The organism is Pseudomonas sp. LB3P31 (assembly GCF_054897945.1).
In genome coordinates this window covers 301760-320490 of the sequence record NZ_CM142710.1, presented here as the reverse complement: position 1 = coordinate 320490, position 18731 = coordinate 301760, and the positions used below count along the sequence as shown (strand labels likewise).

Sequence of the window (18731 nt, the reverse complement as noted above, 5' to 3'; positions counted from 1 at the left end):
GCCCGCTCCCACAGGGTCGTACCTCACGACATACACGTCCCCCATTTGCAGGAGCACTTATGAGCAGTCCAAAAAAACCCGCGACCGAACCTCACGCCGAGGCCTCGCGCATTCGTGAAGGCCTGCCCTTCCCGCTCGGTGCCACCTGGGATGGCCTGGGGGTCAACTTTGCGCTGTTTTCCGCCAACGCCACCAAGGTTGAACTGTGTATCTTCGATGACGCCGGCGAGGTCGAGCTCGAACGTATCGAACTGCCTGAATACACCGACGAGATCTACCACGGCTACCTGCCAGACGCCCACCCGGGGCTGATTTACGGCTATCGAGTCTACGGTGCGTATGACCCGGCCAACGGTCACCGCTTCAACCACAACAAGCTGCTGATCGACCCCTATGCCAAGCAACTGGTTGGCGAACTGAAGTGGTCCGAAGCCCTGTTCGGCTACACCATCGGTCACCCTGACGCCGACCTCAGCTTCGATGAACGCGACAGCGCGCCCTTCGTGCCCAAGTGCAAGGTCATCGACCCGGCGCATACCTGGGGTCACGACCACCGCGTCAGCGTGCCGTGGGACAAGACCATCATTTACGAAACCCACGTACGCGGCATCAGCATGCGTCACCCGTCGGTTCCGGAAAATGTGCGCGGCACCTTTGCCGGGCTGATGGTCGATGACGTACTGGAGCACATTCGCAAACTGGGGGTTTCCAGTGTGGAGTTGCTGCCGATTCACGCCTTCGTCAATGACCAGCATCTGTTGCACAAGGGCATGACCAATTACTGGGGCTATAACAGTATTGCGTTTTTCGCCCCAGACCCCCGTTACCTGGCCAGTGGCAAGATCGCCGAGTTCAAGGAGATGGTTGCGCACCTGCACGAAGCCAATCTCGAAGTGATTCTCGACGTCGTTTATAACCACACCGCAGAAGGCAACGAGCAAGGCCCGACGCTGTCCATGCGCGGTATCGACAACGCGTCGTACTACCGTCTGATGCCCGACGACAAGCGCTTCTACATCAACGACTCGGGCACCGGCAACACCCTGGACCTGAGCCACCCGTGCGTGCTGCAGATGGTGACTGACTCCCTGCGCTACTGGGCCACGGAAATGCACGTGGACGGCTTCCGCTTCGACCTGGCAACCATTCTTGGCCGCTACCACGACGGTTTTGACGAGCGCCACAGCTTCCTCGTGGCCTGCCGCCAGGACCCGGTGTTGCGTCAGGTGAAAATGATCGCCGAGCCCTGGGACTGCGGCCCCGGTGGTTATCAGGTCGGCGGCTTCCCACCGGGCTGGGTCGAATGGAACGACAAGTTCCGCGACACCGTGCGCGCGTTCTGGAAAGGCGACGACGGCCAACTGGCGGACTTCGCCAGCCGCATGACCGCGTCCGGCGAGATGTTCAACCAGCGTGGCAGACGTCCCTATGCGTCGGTGAATTTCATCACCGCCCACGACGGTTTCACCCTCAATGACCTGGTGTCGTACAACGACAAGCACAACGAGGCCAACGACGAAAACAACCAGGACGGCAGCAACAATAACCTGTCGTGGAACCATGGCGTCGAAGGCCCCACCGACGATCCGGAAATCAACGAGCTGCGCCAGCGGCAAATGCGCAACTTCTTTGCCACCTTGCTGCTGTCCCAGGGCACGCCGATGCTGGTGGCCGGTGATGAATTCGCGCGCACCCAGGACGGCAACAACAACGCCTATTGCCAGGACAGCGAGATCGGCTGGGTCAACTGGGACCTGAGCGAAGACGGCAAGGCTCTGCTGAAGTTCGTCAAACGCCTGATCAAGCTGCGCCTGGCCTATCCGATCCTGCGTCGTGGGCGCTTCCTGGTGGGTAATTACAACGAAGATATCGGCGTCAAGGACGTCACCTGGCTGGCCCCGGATGGCAGCGAGATGTCCATCGAGCAATGGGAAGATGCCCATGGTCGCTGCCTTGGCATGCTGCTGGACGGTCGCGCCCAGGAAACCGGTATTCGTCGCAAGGGCGCCGACGCCACCCTGTTGCTGGTGGTCAATGCACACCACGACATCGTCAACTTCACCTTGCCGGAAGTACCCGAAGGCGTGTTCTGGACGTGCATGGTGGACACCAATCAGCCATCGATCCGCGGTCAGGAACGCTTCGAGTTCGGCCACGAGTATTCGGTCACCGGCCGTTCGTTGCTGCTGTTCGAACTGCAGCGTGAAGAAGACGAGTGAAATGGAGCTCAAGGCGTTTCTTGATCGCCAGTCGACGGATTACGACAGCACCCAGGCACTGGGAAAGTGCCTGGAGCAACTGGTAGAGGCCGGTCTTGATCGACTGCCACTGCCGGGTGCAGGCCAGACGCTGGAACGGTTCCAGCGCCTGACGGCGGTTGGCGGGCATGATTTGCGGTTGTGCAAATTGTACGAGGGGCACACTGATGCGCTGGCGATCTTGCAGCAACTGGGTGCTGCCACTGCGCAATTCGGCAGCACTTGGGGCATGTGGGCCGCAGAGCCGCCCAATGCCAGGGTCCGAATCACTTCCGGGCCCCAGGGCGTCGCGCTGAATGGGCGCAAGGCCTGGTGTTCGGGAGCGGCGGTGTTAAGCCACGCCCTGCTGACCGCCTGGGACGACCAGGACCGCCAGCAACTGGTGGCGGTAGCGTTGGCACAGCCCGGTGTGACCGTGACGGATCAGGGTTGGCAGGCGGTCGGAATGGGCGCGACCGGCAGTGTCGAGGTGTTGTTCGACAATGCCCAGGCGCTGGCCATTGGCAACCCTGGCGATTACCTGCAACGCCCTGGCTTCTGGCAAGGCGGAATCGGTATCGCCGCGTGCTGGTACGGCGCGGCCTGCAGCATCGCTGAACGCCTGCGCGAACACTGCTCTCACCGCGAAGAACCGCACGCCCTCGCCCACCTGGGCGCCGTCGACAGTGCCTTGCACGGCGCTGGCGCGGTACTGCGTGCCAGTGCGCTGGCTATCGATTCAAACCCTATGGACGACGCTGAACTACTGGCCCGGCGAGCTCGCGCTGTAGTCGAGAACGCGGCCGAGCAAACCATTCATCATGTTGGCCGCGCCTTGGGCGCCGGCCCTTATTGCAAGGATCGACAGTTCGCGCAACTGAGCGCCGACCTGCCGGTGTTCCTGCGCCAGAGTCACGCCGAGCGCGATCTCGCGGGCCTGGGGCAAAAAATCCGCACAGGCACATGGACGTTATGAAAACCAACCCCATCGTTGGCCAGGGCACGCCGTTACGCTCTTGGCAGGCGTCCAGTCATCTGGCGCAATTGCCGGTGATCGATATTCTGCAACTGGTGCCTGAAGGCTCCCGGGCGGTGATCATTGCGCCGCACCCGGACGATGAAATTCTCGGCTGTGGCGGTATCCTGCAGCTGCTGGCTGATGCTGGCCGTGACCTGCAACTGATCTCGGTCACCGATGGCAGCGCCAGTCATCCGGGCTCCCAAACTTGGCCGGTCGAGCGCCTGAGTACAGTTCGCCCGCAGGAATCGGTAGAGGCCTTGCGACGCCTGGGTTTGCCGTTGCACAGCCTCAGATGGTTGCGCGGTGGTTTTGCCGACAGCCGGGTAGCGGCCCGGGAAACCGAGTTAAGCGCCTTTATCCAGCGCCATCTGCGTGCCAGCGATGTGGTGTTCACTACCTGGCGTGAAGATGGTCACTGCGATCACGAAGCCGTGGGGCGTGCCAGTGCCGAGGCAGCCCTGCGTGTTGGAGCCACCCTGCATGAGCTGCCGGTGTGGACCTGGCACTGGGCAACGCCTGAGGATAGCAGCGTGCCTTGGCACCGGGCGCGCAAGATACTGTTGGCGCCGGCACTGATCGCGCGCAAGCGACACGCGATTCATGCCTTCGCCAGCCAACTGGAGGGCGACCCGCAGATCGGCTTGCCACCGGTGCTGGCGCCCTACGTGCTGGAGCGTCTACTGCAACCCTTTGAAGTGGTGTTCCTATGAGTGTCGAGGACCGATACTTTGACGGTCTGTTTGCCAACAGTGACGACCCCTGGGCATTCCGCCAGCGCTGGTACGAGCAACGCAAGCGCGCCATTACCCTGGCTGCGCTGCCCCGTCCGCGCTACCGGGCGATTTTCGAACCGGGATGCGCCAATGGCGAACTGAGCGCCGATCTGGCCACCCGCTGCGATCGCCTGCTGTGCTGCGATACCGCCAGCGCCGCCGTCGCCTTGGCGCGAACGCGTTTAAGCATGTTTAACCACGCTGAAGTCCACCAGGCGCGGTTGCCCGAGCAATGGCCTTGCGAGAAATTTGATCTGATCGTGCTCAGCGAGGTCGGCTACTACCTCGACGCCGAAGACCTCAAGCGCCTTATCGCACACGCCCTGGCCTCCCTGACAGCCGACGGCCAATTGCTCGCGTGCCACTGGCGCCCGCCCATCGACGGCTGTCCGCTCAACGCTCGCCAGGTCCATGACCTGCTGCACGAGCACCTGCACCTGCCACGCCTGGTGCTGCATCAGGAAGCCGATTTCCTCCTTGAACTCTGGAGCCGCGAACCGCGCTCGGTCGCGGCGCTGGAGGGCCTGCGATAAAGCAAAAAAAACGTACCAGATAGAACATCCACGCGACGAATCGCAATACATAAGCAATACTCCTTGCGCGGCAATCCATGGTTTGGAGCGCCCGCCCCCCTGCTCATACACCCGGAACAAGGACGTGCCCCGATGAAATTCGTCTCCCTCAGCGAAAGCAGCCTGCCCGCGCAGATCTGGAACAGCGCGGCGCAACTGGACAACATCCCTGTGATCAACACCGAGAGTCTCGTACCTCCGGGCGCTCGCGCGGTGGTAATCTCGCCTCACCCCGGCGATGAAGTGATGATGTGCGGCGGCTTGCTGCAACTGCTCAGTGCCCTGGGCCACCCCCTGCAACTTATCTCGATGACCGATGGCAGCGCCAGTTATCCGGGTTCGCAGCAGTGGTCGGAGAAACGCCTGAGCGTGTTCCGCTCCCAGGAAAGCGTCGAGGCCTTGCGCCGGCTCGGCATGCCGATGCACAGCCTCAAATGGATTCGTGGCGGTTTCAGTGACAACGCCCTGACCGAGCACGAAGCCCAGTTGACCCAGTTCATCGCCCGCTACCTGCGCCCCGGCGATGTGGTGTTCAGCACCTGGAGCGAGGACCGTCACCTCGACCACGACGCCGTCGGCCGTGCGGCTGCCAAGGCGGCGAAACAGGTAGGCGCGGCCTTCAACGAAGTGCCGATCCGCGCCTGGCACCGGCCGATCCGCGACCGCGAACAAATTCCCTGGCACCGCGCCCGCAAGGTGCGACTCGACACCTGGACCGTCGCCCGCAAAAGCCACGCCACCCATGCCTACGCCAGCCAGCTCGACGGCGAACCCGCCCTGGGCCTCGCGCCATTGCTGCCAAAGGTGTTGCTGGAACGGATGCGCCTGCCTTACGAAATCGTCTTCGTCTGAACTGCGCGCGCTCCCATCAGTCGCATACATAAGGAACCGCCCACCAGGAGTAAACGTGACCAGTGATCCAACGCGGCAGGCACTTGAAGACGTGCCGCTGAATACGCCACCGGCCATCCATCGCCTCAGAGTGCTGACGGTCAACACCCATAAGGGTTTCACCGCGCTCAACCGGCGTTTCATCCTTCCCGAATTGCGCGAGGCGGTGCGCAGTACTTCGGCGGACCTGGTGTTTCTCCAGGAAGTCGTCGGCGAACACGAGCGCCACTCCTCACGCCTTAACAACTGGCCGCAAGTCTCGCAATACGAATTTCTCGCCGACAGCATGTGGAGTGATTTCGCCTACGGGCGCAACGCGGTCTATCCCGATGGCCACCACGGCAACGCCCTGCTGTCCAAATACCCGATCCGCGAATACCGCAACCTCGATGTCTCGATCACCGGTCCCGAGCGCCGGGGTCTGCTGCATTGCGTGCTGGATGTGCCGGGCCACGCCGAGGTCCACGCGATCTGCGTGCACCTGAGCCTACTGGAAAGTCATCGCCAGCTGCAGCTCCAACTGCTGTGCCAACTGCTCGAATCCCTGCCCGATGAAGCGCCGGTCATCATCGCCGGGGATTTCAACGACTGGCAATTGCAAGGCAATGCCGCCCTCGCCCGGCGTGACTACCTGCACGAAGCCTTTGAACGCCATCACGGACGCCCCGCCAAGACCTATCCGGCGCGGTTCCCATTGCTGCGCCTGGACCGGATTTACCTGCGCAACGCCAGCAGTCACGACCCGCGAATCCTCGCCAACAAGCCCTGGACGCACTTGTCGGATCATCTACCCTTAGCCGTGGAAGTACACCTGTAACCGCCATAATGGGTGCACCACCTGTCATTTGTGACAGTAGTTTCCCTGCACTTCTCTTGGTAGGTTGTTGTGTAACGCACTGGATGCCATTCAACACGCGGAGACGAGTATGGAAATTGCGACAGCAGTGACTAAGTATCGTATTAAAGAATACCGATTTAGCGCCTGTGCCGTTTCCATCTGCCTTGGCCTCGGATGGCCGCAGTTTTCCCAGGCAAGCTGCACTTTCACGCCCACCGCCGGCAACGATACGCATGTTTGCGACAGCAACACCGGGGGCCCCCTGACCGACCTGCTCGGCAACAACACCCTGACGTTCCCCACCGGCGGCACCGGCCAACTCATCGGCAATGTCAACTTTGGCGCCGGTGCCGATGCACTGCTGATGGATTCCGGCACCCTGACCGGTACTGTCAACCAGGGGGATGGTGCCGACACCGTTCGCATCAGCAACGGCGTCATCACCGGCGCCGTAAACCAGGGTAATCAGGTCGATAACTTTGTCATGACGGGCGGGCGCATTCAGTCTCTCGCCCAGGGCGATAGTCGCGATACGTTCCTGATGACCGGCGGCACTATAGTCGGCGCCTTTGAAGATGGCGACGTAGCGAAGATGACCGGCGGCACCATCGGCCGAGTCGATATGAAACTCGACAACAACCTCTTCGACATGTCCGCAGGCGAGATCCTCGGCAACCTGGTGACCGGTTTCGGCACCGACACCCTCATTGTCTCCGGCGGCAAAATCGGCGGCAACATCAGCGTCAGCGGCGGCAACGACAGCATCACCGTCACTGGCGGTGAGATCGTTGGAGAGATCCGCGCCAGTCTCGGCGATGACATTTTCAATTGGAGCGGCGGGATCATTCGTTCGGCGATTTTGATGGCTGAAGGCAACGACCGCGCAACCCTCACCAACCTGACCGAGAGCACGCTGGCGCTGACCCCGAGCGTCGACGGCGGCCCGGGCTCCGACACCTTGAACTTCAATCAGGCCACCCCCGGCGGCGCTTCCCGCTACATCAACTGGGAGGCAGTGAATCTGAGCAACAATGCGCGCCTGGACCTGGCAAGCAGCTCACTGGTACTAGGTGACAGCACCAGCGGCACCGGAGCGATCAACGTCGACGCCAGCAGTACGCTCACCTCGGCACAAGGCAGCATCGCGCCTTTCACTGCAGGCCAGCTCGCGACCTTGAACAATGCCGGCACCATCGACCTCACCAGCGGCAACTCGCGCACCAACGACACGCTGACGGTGCAGGGCAACTACGCCGGCAACGGAGCCAAGTTGCTGCTGCAAAGCGTGCTCGGCGATGACAGCTCAGCCAGCGACAAATTGGTCGTGAGTAACGGTACCTTGACCGGCAATACCGTGATCACCGTGCAGAACCTCGGCGGAATTGGCGGGTTGACCCAACAGAACGGCATCCAGTTGGTCGAGGCGCAAGGCTCGGCCGTCAGCAGTAACGGGGCGTTTGCCCTCAACGGCGGCCTGATTTCCGCCGGTGCATTCGATTATCGCCTGTTCAAAGGCGGTGTCACCGCCGGCACGGCAAACAGCTGGTACCTGCGTTCGGCAGTCGTTGCCCCGGCAGTCATGACCATTCCCAACCCGGACCCGACGTTGCCGCCGATCACCGTACCGGTCGTTCCCGTGCCTGTTGCCGCACTCGCCCCGCCAGCGCAGGCGCCTGAACCCGGCAGTCCGCCGCTGCCAGTCCCGGCAGCACTGCCACCGCTACCCGAGGCTGTACCAGGTGCCGCGCCGATCGCGCTGTACCGTCCCGAAGTTCCCAACTGGTCAGTGTTACCCCCCGCAGCTGCACAGTTAACGCTGCTGGCCCTGGGCACCTTCCATGGTCGCCAGGGCGACCAACGCCTGCTCAGCGAAACCGGCGCGTTCGGCGCGGGCTGGGGCCGAGCTTATGGCAAGGACCTCGACCAGACCTGGGCCGGTACGGTAAAGCCGAAGTTTGATGGTTCGATCAAGGGCTATCAGGTCGGCAATGACATCTACGCCTCAGAATTCCGGGACGGGCTAACCCAGCGCACCGGTTTTTTCGTCGGCCACAGCAGCATGAAAGGCAATGTCGACGGCTTCAACGAAGGGTTTGAAGATAAACGCGCCGGCAAGATCGACCTGCGGGGCGATCATGTCGGCCTGTACTGGACGCTTGTGGGAGCAGGCGGCTGGTACTTCGATAACGTGGTCATGGCGACCCGCTTTGATGGCGATAACCGCTCCGAACGCGGGCTCAAACTCGACACCCGTGGTCATGGGCTGACCCTGTCCAGCGAAGCAGGTTATCCATTTGCCGTGTCTGAAAAATGGGTGATGGAGCCCCAGGTGCAGATCATCCACCAGAAGGTTTCCCTGGACAGCCAGAACGATGGTGTCTCCCAGGTCGACTTCGATTCCGACGGAGCCTGGACCGGCCGCGTCGGCGCCAGGCTCAAAGGCAGCTACCAGGTCAGCGGCCGCCCGCTGGAACCCTACGTGCGGGTGAACCTGTGGCGAACGTTGTCCGGCACCGACACGGTGACCTTCGACAATGTCGACACGGTCACCACCGAACAGAAATCCTCATCCGCCGATATTGGCGTGGGCTTGAACTTGAGCCTCGCAAAAGACGTCAGTATTTACGCCAGCACCGACTACAGCACCAATATTGACAGCCAGCAACTGCGCGGTGTGTCCGGCAATGTGGGCCTCAGGATTAGCTGGTAACCATCATGTATAGGCTCTGGCGCGCGGTTTTTTGACGATATTTCGTACAAACAACCACTTGCAAGCGCGCCGGAAAACAATCACTTATTAGCGCAAAATTAGCCATACCATTTATCGGCCATTTTCTTGACGCAATGTCAAGCATCTTCTTAGCTACACCGTACTACCCCCGGAAGTACTATCAGGAACAGACCAGCAGACCGCCCGAATTCGGGCAGGAGCAGGTTTGTCCTACTCAATTCGGTCGCCCCTCATTCGGGGTAGGAGAGACGCCAAAGCGAGATAGCGCATGCGATTGCAAGGTAGACCACCATGAAAACATCACTCACCCCTCAAGAGATCAAAGTCAGTTTTTACACCGTCTCGAGTTCGCTGCTGTTGTGCTCATCGGTGGGAGTACAGGCAGCGCCCGCCGAGGATGAGACCTTGCCCTGGTATCGCCAGGACGTACCGGTCATGTCGCTACCCGCCATCAGTATCACTGCGCCCTACCCCGGCCATGTCAGTGGCGCCTCCGATGCCCGCAGTTCACGCCTGACCATTGAAGACGCCGCGCCCTCGACCTGGGACCAACTCTATGGCCAGCCTTCGCGCCGGGCCCAGGACGATGTCCAGGCACAGGATTTCGCGGGGAGTGAATTCAGAGGGCCGGCGATCCTGACCCTGCAAAGTGCCACCGGGCATACCCAGCGAGTCGGCCTGGTTGGGGGCGTGAGCCAGTTCCAGAGCAACGGCAACGGTCTGCTGACCAGTCGCGCCCAGGCCGACCCCGGCACCGACACCCTCAACCTGCAAGGCCAGAGCCTCGGCGCCTATTGGAGCCTGACCGGCCCACAAGGCTGGCACGTCGATCTGACGGCCAGTGGTGGTCGGGTCAACGGTTTCAGCCGTAACGAACAAGGCGCCCGGCAGGTGACCGAGGGCAGCGCGGTGACGCTGTCGGTGGAAGGCGGATTTCCGATCGGGCTGAGCGAGAACTGGGTGGTCGAACCCCAGGCGCAGTTGATCAATCAGCGCATTACCCTCGATACCCCCTATGCAGGTTCGGGTAATGCGTCATCAAGCGACCTCAACTCCTGGAGCGGCCGTGTCGGTGCACGGTTGAAAGGTAGTTACGATATCAACGGCCTGGGCGTCGAGCCCTACGTGCGGACCAACTTGTGGCACACGGTTTATACCGGCAATACCGTGTCGCTGGATCAGGTCGACAAGATCAGCAGCAGCCGCAAGTCGTCGACGGTGGATGTGGGATTGGGTTTGGTGGCGAAGGTGACACCAGCGGTGAGCCTGTATGTCAGTGCCGATTACAGCAGTGATGTGGATGACAATGATCTGAACGGGTTGATTGGGAGCCTGGGTGTGCGGATGCGTTGGTGAGATTTGTTAGAAGCAAAGATCGCAGCCTGCGGCAGCTCCTACATCGACCGTGTGTTAACCCGATCCTGTAGGAGCTGCCGAAGGCTGCGATCTTTTGATCTAGCTTTTGATCAGACCTCAGGCCGCAAAATCAACACCGCCAACGGCGGCAAATTCAACGACAACGAAAGCGGCTGGCCATGGCTCGGCTCTTCCTCGGTAAACGCCCCGCCACCGTTGCCATAATTGGACCCGGCATACAGCGCCGCATCGCTGTTGATCACCTCGGTCCAGCGCCCAGCGAACGGCACGCCAACACGGTAGCCCTGGCGCGGCACCGGCGTGAAGTTGGCCACCACCAGCACCGGGCTGCCATCCTTGCTCCAGCGCATGAAGGCGTAGACGCTATTGATCGCATCGTCGCCGATCAACCACTGGAAGCCCTGCGGTGCGTCGTCCTGGTCGTGCATCGCTGGTACGTCGCGGTACAACCGGTTGAGGTCGCCCACCAGCTTCTGCACCCCCTTGTGTTCGGAATACTGCAGCAGGTACCAATCCAGCTGCTGGTCATGGTTCCACTCGCGCCACTGGCCGAACTCGCAACCCATGAACAGCAGCTTCTTGCCCGGGTGCGCCCACATGAAACACAGGTAAGCCCGCAAGTTGGCAAATTTCTGCCAGCGGTCGCCGGGCATCTTGTCGATCAGCGAATGTTTTCCATGCACCACTTCATCGTGGGAAATCGGCAAAATGAAGCGCTCGGACCAGGCATACACCAGGCCGAAACTCAGCTCGTTATGGTGATGCCCGCGATACACCGGATCCTGCTGGATATAGTGCAGCGAGTCGTGCATCCAGCCCATGTTCCACTTGTAGTCGAAACCCAGGCCGCCCTGTTGCGTGCTCTGGCTGACGCCGGGCCACGCGGTGGACTCTTCGGCAATCACCAGCGCGCCAGGCGCTTCAATGTTGACCACGTCGTTGAGGTGGCGCAGGAAGTCGATCGCTTCCAGGTTCTCCCGACCGCCATGGCGGTTCGGTACCCACTCGCCGGCCTTGCGCGAATAGTCGCGGTACAGCATCGACGCCACGGCATCGACGCGCAGGCCGTCGACGTGGAAATGCTTGAGCCAGTGCAACCCCGACGCCAGCATGTAGCCGTGCACTTCCGTGCGGCCGAGGTTGTAGATCAGCGTGTCCCAATCCTGGTGAAAACCTTCCTGCGGGTTGCCGTATTCGTACAGCGCAGTACCGTCGAATTGAGCCAGCCCGTGGGTGTCGGTGGGGAAATGCGCCGGCACCCAATCAAGGATGACGCCGATGTCCGCCAGGTGGCAGGCATTGACGAAGGCGGCGAAATCATCTGGCGAGCCGTAGCGCGCGCTTGGGGCGAATTGCGACAGCAACTGATAACCCCATGAACCGCCGAACGGGTGTTCCATGATCGGCATCAGTTCGATGTGGGTGAAGCCCAGTTCCTTCACATAAGGAATCAGCCGTTCGCCCAGCTCGTGCCAGGTGTACTGGCGTGCCACTTCACCCAGATCGTCCAGTTCACATTGCCAGGAACCGGCGTGCAGTTCATAGATCGACAGTGGCGCACTCGGATGCTGGCGCTCGATCCGCGATTGCATCCACGCCTGGTCCTGCCATTCGATGCTCAGCGGCGAGGCAACTTTCGACGCGGTGTCGGGCGGCAGCGTGGTTGCCAGCGCCATTGGGTCGGCCTTGAGTGGCAAGATGCCGTGGGAGCCGAGAATCTCGTACTTGTAGGTTTCGCCCGCCTGCATGCGCGGGATGAACAGCTCCCACACACCGGTCGGGTGACGCAGGCGCATGGGATGCCGGCGTCCGTCCCAGTTGTTGAAATCGCCGACCACCGATACGCGTTTGGCATTCGGTGCCCACACGGCGAAGCGCACGCCATCGACGCCGTCGATGGTCTTCAGCTGAGCGCCAAGGCAACTGCTCAAGTCCCGGTGATTGCCCTCGGCAAACAGGTACAGGTCCATTTCGCCGAGCAACGGGCCAAAGCTGTAGGGATCTTCGGCAACCTGTTCGCCGCCGGCCCAGCGGGTGCGCAGCAGATAAGGCTGGGCGCGGTGGAAGTGGCCGACAAAAAGTCCCGGGGTCTGGGTGGCTTCGAGGTTGCCGAGCTCTTCCCCGGAGTCCTTGGCGATCACCTGCACGCTCAGGGCGTCCGGCAGATAGGCCCGAATGAATTGGCCGCCATTATCGTCGCCATGGGGGCCGAGTATGGCGAAAGGGTCGGGATGTTCGGCGCGCACCAGCGCGTCGATGTCCTGCGATCTGGGCAGCAGCGCTTCTTTAGCGTGACCCAGTTCCTTGTTCTGGAAACTCATGACTACTCTCCACCAAGATCGGAAAAGGGTTTAAGCCCACTCAATAATCCATACAAACCGTGTAACGGCACGGGCAGCCAGGTCGGGCGATTTTCCGCCTCGTAGGCTATCTCGTACGCGGCCTTTTCCAGACCGAACAATGCCAGCGCAGCGTCCTCGCCTCCCGGATCTTGCCACGCATGAGCAAGACTAGCTGCCGCCAGCCGATAAGCGTCGACAAATGCCTGTCGTGCTTCATTTAAATAGCGATCGGCAACCCTGACCCGCGCCGCCTGCGCATCCTCGTTTATATCCACGTTGTGCACGTTGATGGTCATGGCCGCCGCGTAGTCGAACGAACGCAGCACGCCACTGACGTCTTTGTAGGGGCTGTGCTTGCCCCGGCGTTCGTGCAACGGTCGGGCCGGCTCACCTTCAAAGTCGATCAGGTAGGCATCGCCCTTGATCACCAGCACCTGGCCGAGGTGCAAGTCGCCGTGGACGCGAATCCGCAGGCCACCGGTAGCCTGTTTACCCAGTTCCTCAATGTGACTCAGGATCGCCTTTTTGTTGTCCAGCAAACGACTGACCAACGCCTGGTCCGCCGGTTCCAGTTCGCCTTGATGCTGCTTTAACAGCTTCAGCGCGTGTTCCAGCTGCGCGGCGACGTCCTTGGCCGACGCCAGGGCTTCTTTTTGCGTGGTGACTTGCGGCGCGAAGTCCGGGTCATCGGTCGACGCCGCCAGCACCTGGTGCATTTCACCCAGGCGCTGGCCGAGCATGCCGGCGAAATCCTTCAGCTCGCCCAGGGCGTTGTAATGTTGCTCCTGCTCGGAAATCGCTTCAGCGAGTTCGTCGCGCAATGCCCGCTCGAGGTTGTTCTGCGTCCATTCCCAGGCATCGCCCTGATTGCTGAGGAAACCTTGGGCGATCATCAGCAGCGTGTCCTCGCCTTCTGCGCTACGGCGAATCACCGAACCGAGCAGCGGGGAAATATTGGCGAAACCGGCGTTGGTCAGGTAGGCGCTCATCTCCAGTTCCGGGTGCACGCCGGAGGCGATTTTGCGGATCAGTTTCAGTACCAGGCTTTTGCCGACTACTACCGAGCTGTTGGACTGCTCGGCGGACAGATAGCGCACCTCCGATTCACCGGTCAGGCCCAACTCGGCGAGTGCGGCAGTCGGTTCGAAGCGAATCTCGCCTGCGTCCGATGCCAGCACGGTGTTGCTCTGCATGCCTTGCAGCACCGCGCGGATGAAGTTTTCCAGGGCAAATGCATCAGTGATGATGCCGACCTGACGACCCCGACGCACCCTCGACAGCGCGAGTTGCTGGGGCAATGCCGGGCCAACCTGGTCTTCGGCGATAAAGCCGAACGGCAGTTGATAGCGACTGGTCTGGCCATTGCTGGTGACGTCGATTTCGCTTAAAAGCACTGGGTGCTGTGCGTCGCCGAAGCGCACGCCGTAGGCCAGCTTGACGTTTTCGATGGTCGCGTCCTTGCCGGCGAACCAGCGACGGTTCTGTAGCCAGTTCGGCAAGATGCCCTGTTCCAGCGTGGTGCGCGATGGCGCTTCGAGCAGCTCCTCCATCCGGTGCTTGAGCACCAGGGTGGTGAAGTCCGGCAGGCTCTGCGCCGGCTCCACGTGCCAGCTCGGCATCTGGTTTTCCGCCGCCAGGGCGAACCAGTAGAAACCATAGGGCGCCAAGGTCAGCAGGAAATTCAGTTGGCCGATTGGCGGGAACGCATTACCGCCGAGCATTTCTACCGGCACCATGCCGACGAACGCCGACAGGTCCAGCTCCGCCGCTTGGGCACTGCGCGACACGTTGGCCACGCAAAGGATGATCTCGTGCTTGCCATCGTCGCCAGTGAACTCGCGGGTGTAGGCCAGGATGCGGCGGTTGCTCGGCGAGAGCATTTTCAAGGTGCCGCGCCCGAAAGCCTTGGATTGCTTGCGCACGGCGAGCATGCGCCGTGTCCAGTTAAGCAGCGAATGCGGGTCGCCGGCCTGGGTTTCGACGTTGACCGACAGGTAACCGTATTGCGGGTCCATGATCGGCGGCAGCACCAGGCTGGCCGGATCGGCGCGGGAGAAACCACCGTTGCGGTCGATCGACCACTGCATCGGCGTGCGCACGCCGTCACGGTCGCCCAGATAAATGTTGTCGCCCATGCCAATTTCGTCGCCGTAGTACAGAGTCGGCGTGCCCGGCATCGACAACAGCAGGCTATTGAGCAGCTCGACGCGGCGGCGGTCACGCTCCATCAGCGGCGCGAGACGGCGGCGAATCCCCAGGTTGATCCGCGCGCGACGGTCAGCAGCGTAGTAGTTCCACAGGTAATCGCGCTCCTTGTCGGTGACCATCTCCAGGGTCAATTCGTCGTGGTTGCGCAGGAAAATCGCCCACTGACAGTTGGCCGGGATTTCCGGGGTCTGGCGCAGGATGTCGGTGATCGGAAAACGGTCTTCCTGGGCCAGCGCCATGTACATCCGCGGCATCAACGGGAAGTGGAACGCCATGTGGCACTCGTCGCCGTTGAGGCCTTGGGCATCGGTGTCGCCGAAGTACAGTTGAGTGTCTTCGGGCCACTGATTGGCCTCGGCCAGCAGCATCCGGTCAGGGTAATTGGCGTCGATTTCGGCGCGGATCTGCTTGAGGACGTCGTGAGTCTCCGGCAGGTTCTCGTTGTTGGTGCCGTCGCGTTCGATCAGGTACGGAATGGCGTCCAGGCGCAGGCCGTCGATGCCCATGTCGAGCCAGTAGCGCATTACCGACAGCACGGCTTTCATGACTTGCGGGTTGTCGAAATTCAGGTCCGGCTGATGCGAATAGAATCGGTGCCAGAAGTACTGACCTGCCACGGGATCCCAGGTCCAGTTGGACTTCTCGGTGTCGAGGAAGATGATCCGGGTGCCGTCGTATTTCTGGTCGTCGTCCGACCACACATAAAAGTCCCGGGCGGCCGAGCCTTTCTTGGCCTTGCGTGCGCGCTGGAACCAGGCGTGCTGGTCGGAGGTGTGGTTGATGACCAGCTCGGTGATCACCCGCAGGCCGCGATCATGGGCCTCGGAAATGAACCGCTTGGCATCGGCCATGGTGCCGTAGTCGGGATGCACGCCGCGGTATTCGGCAATGTCGTAACCGTCGTCGCGACGCGGGGATGGGTAGAACGGCAACAGCCAGATGGTGTTGACGCCGAGGTCGGCAATATAATCAAGTTTGGCGATCAGGCCGGGAAAGTCACCGATGCCGTCGTTGTTGGAGTCGAAAAAGGATTTTACGTGTACCTGGTAGATCACCGCGTCCTTGTACCAGAGCGGGTCTTTGATAAAGGTGGCTGCCTTGGGTTTCTTCGCCATTTGAAACTCCTGATAAATTCGATCTTGCGATGCATCTGGCAAAACCGGATACCCCTGTAGGAGCTGCCGAAGGCTGCGATCTTTTGATCTTGATTCTTAGGGCATCTGCGTCAGCAAAAATTCAAGATCAAAAGATCGCAGCCTTCGGCAGCTCCTACGGGACCACAGTCAGCCTGTCATCCGCTTGTTCAAGAAACTGAAATCCGCCAGATCCCGAACGGTTGCTGAGCCGGGTCCAGGCGCATGAACTGGTACTTGCCATACCAGGTCCAGCGGTGCCCGTTCATCAAGTCTTCGCCCTGGATGTGCGCATCGTCCGGCAACCCCATTTCCCACAGCGGCAGCTCGAAGTTGGCTTCCTGCGCGTTGTACGGGTCGAGGTTGACCGCCACCAGGATGAAGTTGCTGCCATCAGCGCTGCGCTTGCCGAAATACAGGATGTTGTCGTTCCAGGCGTTGTAGATCTTCAACCCCAGGTGCGTATGCAGCGCGGGGTTCTGTCGGCGGATGCGGTTGAGCTGGGCGATTTCCGCAATGATGTTGCCCGGCGCATTGAAGTCCCGTGGGCGGATCTCGTACTTCTCGGAATTGAGATATTCCTCTTTGCCCGGCACCGGCGCGGCTTCGCACAGTTCGAAGCCCGAGTACATGCCCCAAAGCCCGGAGCCCATGGTCGCCAGCGCAGCACGAATGAGGAAACCTGCGCGTCCGGACTCATGCAGGAACGCTGGGTTGATGTCGGGTGTATTGACGAAGAAGTTCGGGCGATAACATTCGCGCCATGGCGACTCGTTCAGCTCCGCCAAATAGGTTGAAAGCTCGTACTTGGTATTGCGCCAGGTAAAGTAGGTATAACTCTGCGAGTAACCGACCTTGCCCAGGCGCGCCATCATCGCTGGCGTGGTGAACGCTTCGGCGAGGAAGATCACTTCCGGATACAGCGCCCGCACATCGGCGATCAGCCATTGCCAGAACGGCAGCGGTTTGGTGTGGGGATTGTCGACCCGAAAGATCTTCACGCCCTCCTCGACCCAGCCCACCACGATGTCGCGCAGTTCCACCCAGAGGCTCGGGATCGCATCGACTGCATAAAAGTCGACGTTGACGATGTCCTGGTACTTTTTTGGCGGATTCTCGGCGTATTTGATCGTGCCGTCCGGGCGCCAGTTGAACCAACCCGGGTGCTGTTCCAGCCACGGGTGGTCCTGGGAGCACTGGATGGCGAAATCCAGGGCGATCTCCAGGCCGTGGTCGGCGGCTGCCGCTACCAGGCGACGGAAGTCTTCGCGGGTGCCCAGTTGCGAGTGAATCGCCTCATGCCCACCTTCGGCGCTGCCAATGGCATACGGGCTGCCTGGGTCATCCGGGCCGGCGGTCAGGGAATTGTTCGGGCCCTTGCGATGGCTGCGACCAATCGGATGGATCGGCGGAAAATACAGGACGTCGAAACCCATGTCCTGAATCATCGGCAAGCGCGAGTGCACGTCATTAAAAGTGCCATGGCGCGCCGGATCGTCAGTAATCGAGCGCGGGAACAGTTCGTACCAACTGGCAAATTGCGCCAGCTCGCGCTCGACATCCACCGGATACTCCGGGCTGAAGCTGATGAAGGCGCGGTGATCGGCTTGCGCCATTAGCTCGGCGCTACGTTGGTGCAGGAACAGCGCGACCTGCTCGGTTTCGAGCAGTCCGGACAGTTCATGGTGCAAGGCGGCCAGCGCTTCGCTCAGCGGCCCATCGGCACGTTCGGCGGCGTGCTGCACGTGAGTGCGGCCTTCCTGCAGCTCCAGGCTGACCGGCACCCGCGCGGAGTGCTTTTTCTCCAGTTCGTAACAGAAGCTGGCGAACTGATCGATCCAGGCTTCGACGCAGAACACATACCGACCCTGACGCTCGACGGAAAATTGTCCTTGATAGCCGTTGTTGCCCAGCTCGCCCATGACCGCGCTGTGCCAGGTCTGATCGGCCTCGGAGCGCCAGCGCACGCGCACGGCCAGCTTGTCGTGGCCGTCGGCAAACACCTTGCTGGTGACCACGACGTCCTGACCCACCACGGCTTTGACAGCGAACTGCCCGCCATCGAGGATCGGCATGGTGTCTTCAATTGCGATTCGCGGCAGCAGTAGCGCCTGCGACAAGGGTATATGAGGGTTGTAGCTCAAATCTGCAGGATTTTCGGTCGTCATCGAGCATCTCTCCTTTACGCCCCATGGACGCTCTTGTACTGGGTCGACATTCGCAAAGCGGTCGGCCCCGGAATGAACTCACTAAGGTTCCGAGCGACCCTGGCCGGTAAAAGTTCACGCTCATTTGCCGGTTCAGTTGCGGGAATCAATTCGATGGAGCCATGGTCAACACACTTAAGCACGACTCAAGCCATGTGCCCTTGGAGATGCAGCGATGACGATTCCCAACCCTACTGAAACGCCTGATCCGAATATTGATACGCCAGTCATCCCACCGACGGATCCGCAGCCTGTGCCGGAGCAGGAACCGCCGGGAACCGTGCCGCCGCCGCGGGAAGAACCCCCGCAGACGATGCCGCCAGTGGTTGTTTAACGCACATCCCCCTTCAGGAGCTGCCGAAGGCTCGGGCCGCGATCGGACGATCTTTTGATCTTGACTC

At 61.1% G+C, this 18731-nt stretch carries 11 protein-coding genes; 8 read left to right on the top strand and 3 right to left on the bottom strand.

Features of this window, described 5'->3' with window-relative positions:
• Positions 1-59 precede the first annotated feature (59 nt).
• The 8 genes from glgX (at position 60) to ACYZTK_RS01290 (ending at position 10419) form a co-directional block, all read left to right on the top strand.
• Positions 60-2219, top strand: coding sequence for a glycogen debranching protein GlgX (gene glgX / locus ACYZTK_RS01325; protein ID WP_462012781.1), 2160 nt, complete (start codon positions 60-62; stop codon positions 2217-2219).
• Position 2220: 1 nt separating this feature from the next.
• Complete coding sequence (locus ACYZTK_RS01320; RefSeq protein ID WP_462014992.1) at positions 2221-3213, top strand: acyl-CoA dehydrogenase; 993 nt, start codon at positions 2221-2223, stop codon at positions 3211-3213.
• A complete protein-coding gene (locus ACYZTK_RS01315) occupies positions 3210-3968 on the top strand; it encodes a PIG-L deacetylase family protein (RefSeq protein WP_462012780.1) in 759 nt (252 codons plus the stop codon). The genes ACYZTK_RS01320 and ACYZTK_RS01315 overlap by 4 nt, the downstream gene beginning before the upstream one ends.
• Positions 3965-4564 (top strand): class I SAM-dependent DNA methyltransferase, encoded by a 600-nt coding sequence (locus ACYZTK_RS01310; protein WP_462012779.1) that lies wholly within the window; start codon positions 3965-3967, stop codon positions 4562-4564. Before ACYZTK_RS01315 ends, ACYZTK_RS01310 begins: the two co-directional genes overlap by 4 nt.
• A 132-nt stretch (positions 4565-4696) precedes the next feature.
• Positions 4697-5455 carry a PIG-L deacetylase family protein gene (locus ACYZTK_RS01305; protein ID WP_462012778.1) on the top strand — a complete coding sequence of 253 codons (759 nt, stop codon included), beginning with the start codon at positions 4697-4699 and terminating at the stop codon, positions 5453-5455.
• 55 nt (positions 5456-5510) lie between these two features.
• Positions 5511-6311: an endonuclease/exonuclease/phosphatase family protein gene (locus ACYZTK_RS01300; RefSeq protein ID WP_462012777.1), complete on the top strand. Its 801-nt coding sequence runs from the start codon at positions 5511-5513 to the stop codon at positions 6309-6311.
• A 109-nt stretch (positions 6312-6420) separates the two neighbouring features.
• A complete protein-coding gene (locus ACYZTK_RS01295) occupies positions 6421-9042 on the top strand; it encodes an autotransporter family protein (RefSeq protein ID WP_462012776.1) in 2622 nt (873 codons plus the stop codon).
• 312 nt (positions 9043-9354) lie between these two features.
• The gene (locus tag ACYZTK_RS01290) at positions 9355-10419 is read left to right on the top strand and encodes an autotransporter domain-containing protein (protein ID WP_462012775.1); all 1065 of its coding nucleotides are present in this window, start codon (positions 9355-9357) and stop codon (positions 10417-10419) included.
• 110 nt (positions 10420-10529) lie between these two features.
• Here ACYZTK_RS01290 and glgB read toward each other — a convergent pair whose 3' ends face one another.
• The 3 genes from glgB to ACYZTK_RS01275 all read right to left on the bottom strand — a co-directional run bounded on the left by glgB (position 10530) and on the right by ACYZTK_RS01275 (position 18291).
• Positions 10530-12761, bottom strand: coding sequence for a 1,4-alpha-glucan branching protein GlgB (glgB, locus tag ACYZTK_RS01285; RefSeq protein ID WP_462012774.1), 2232 nt, complete (start codon positions 12759-12761; stop codon positions 10530-10532).
• Between the two features lie 2 nt (positions 12762-12763).
• A complete protein-coding gene (gene treS, locus ACYZTK_RS01280) occupies positions 12764-16105 on the bottom strand; it encodes a maltose alpha-D-glucosyltransferase (protein ID WP_462012773.1) in 3342 nt (1113 codons plus the stop codon).
• Positions 16106-16293: 188 nt separating this feature from the next.
• Entirely contained in the window at positions 16294-18291 is a 1998-nt protein-coding gene (locus tag ACYZTK_RS01275; protein WP_462012772.1) for an alpha-1,4-glucan--maltose-1-phosphate maltosyltransferase, read from the bottom strand.
• Positions 18292-18731: the final 440 nt, after the last annotated feature.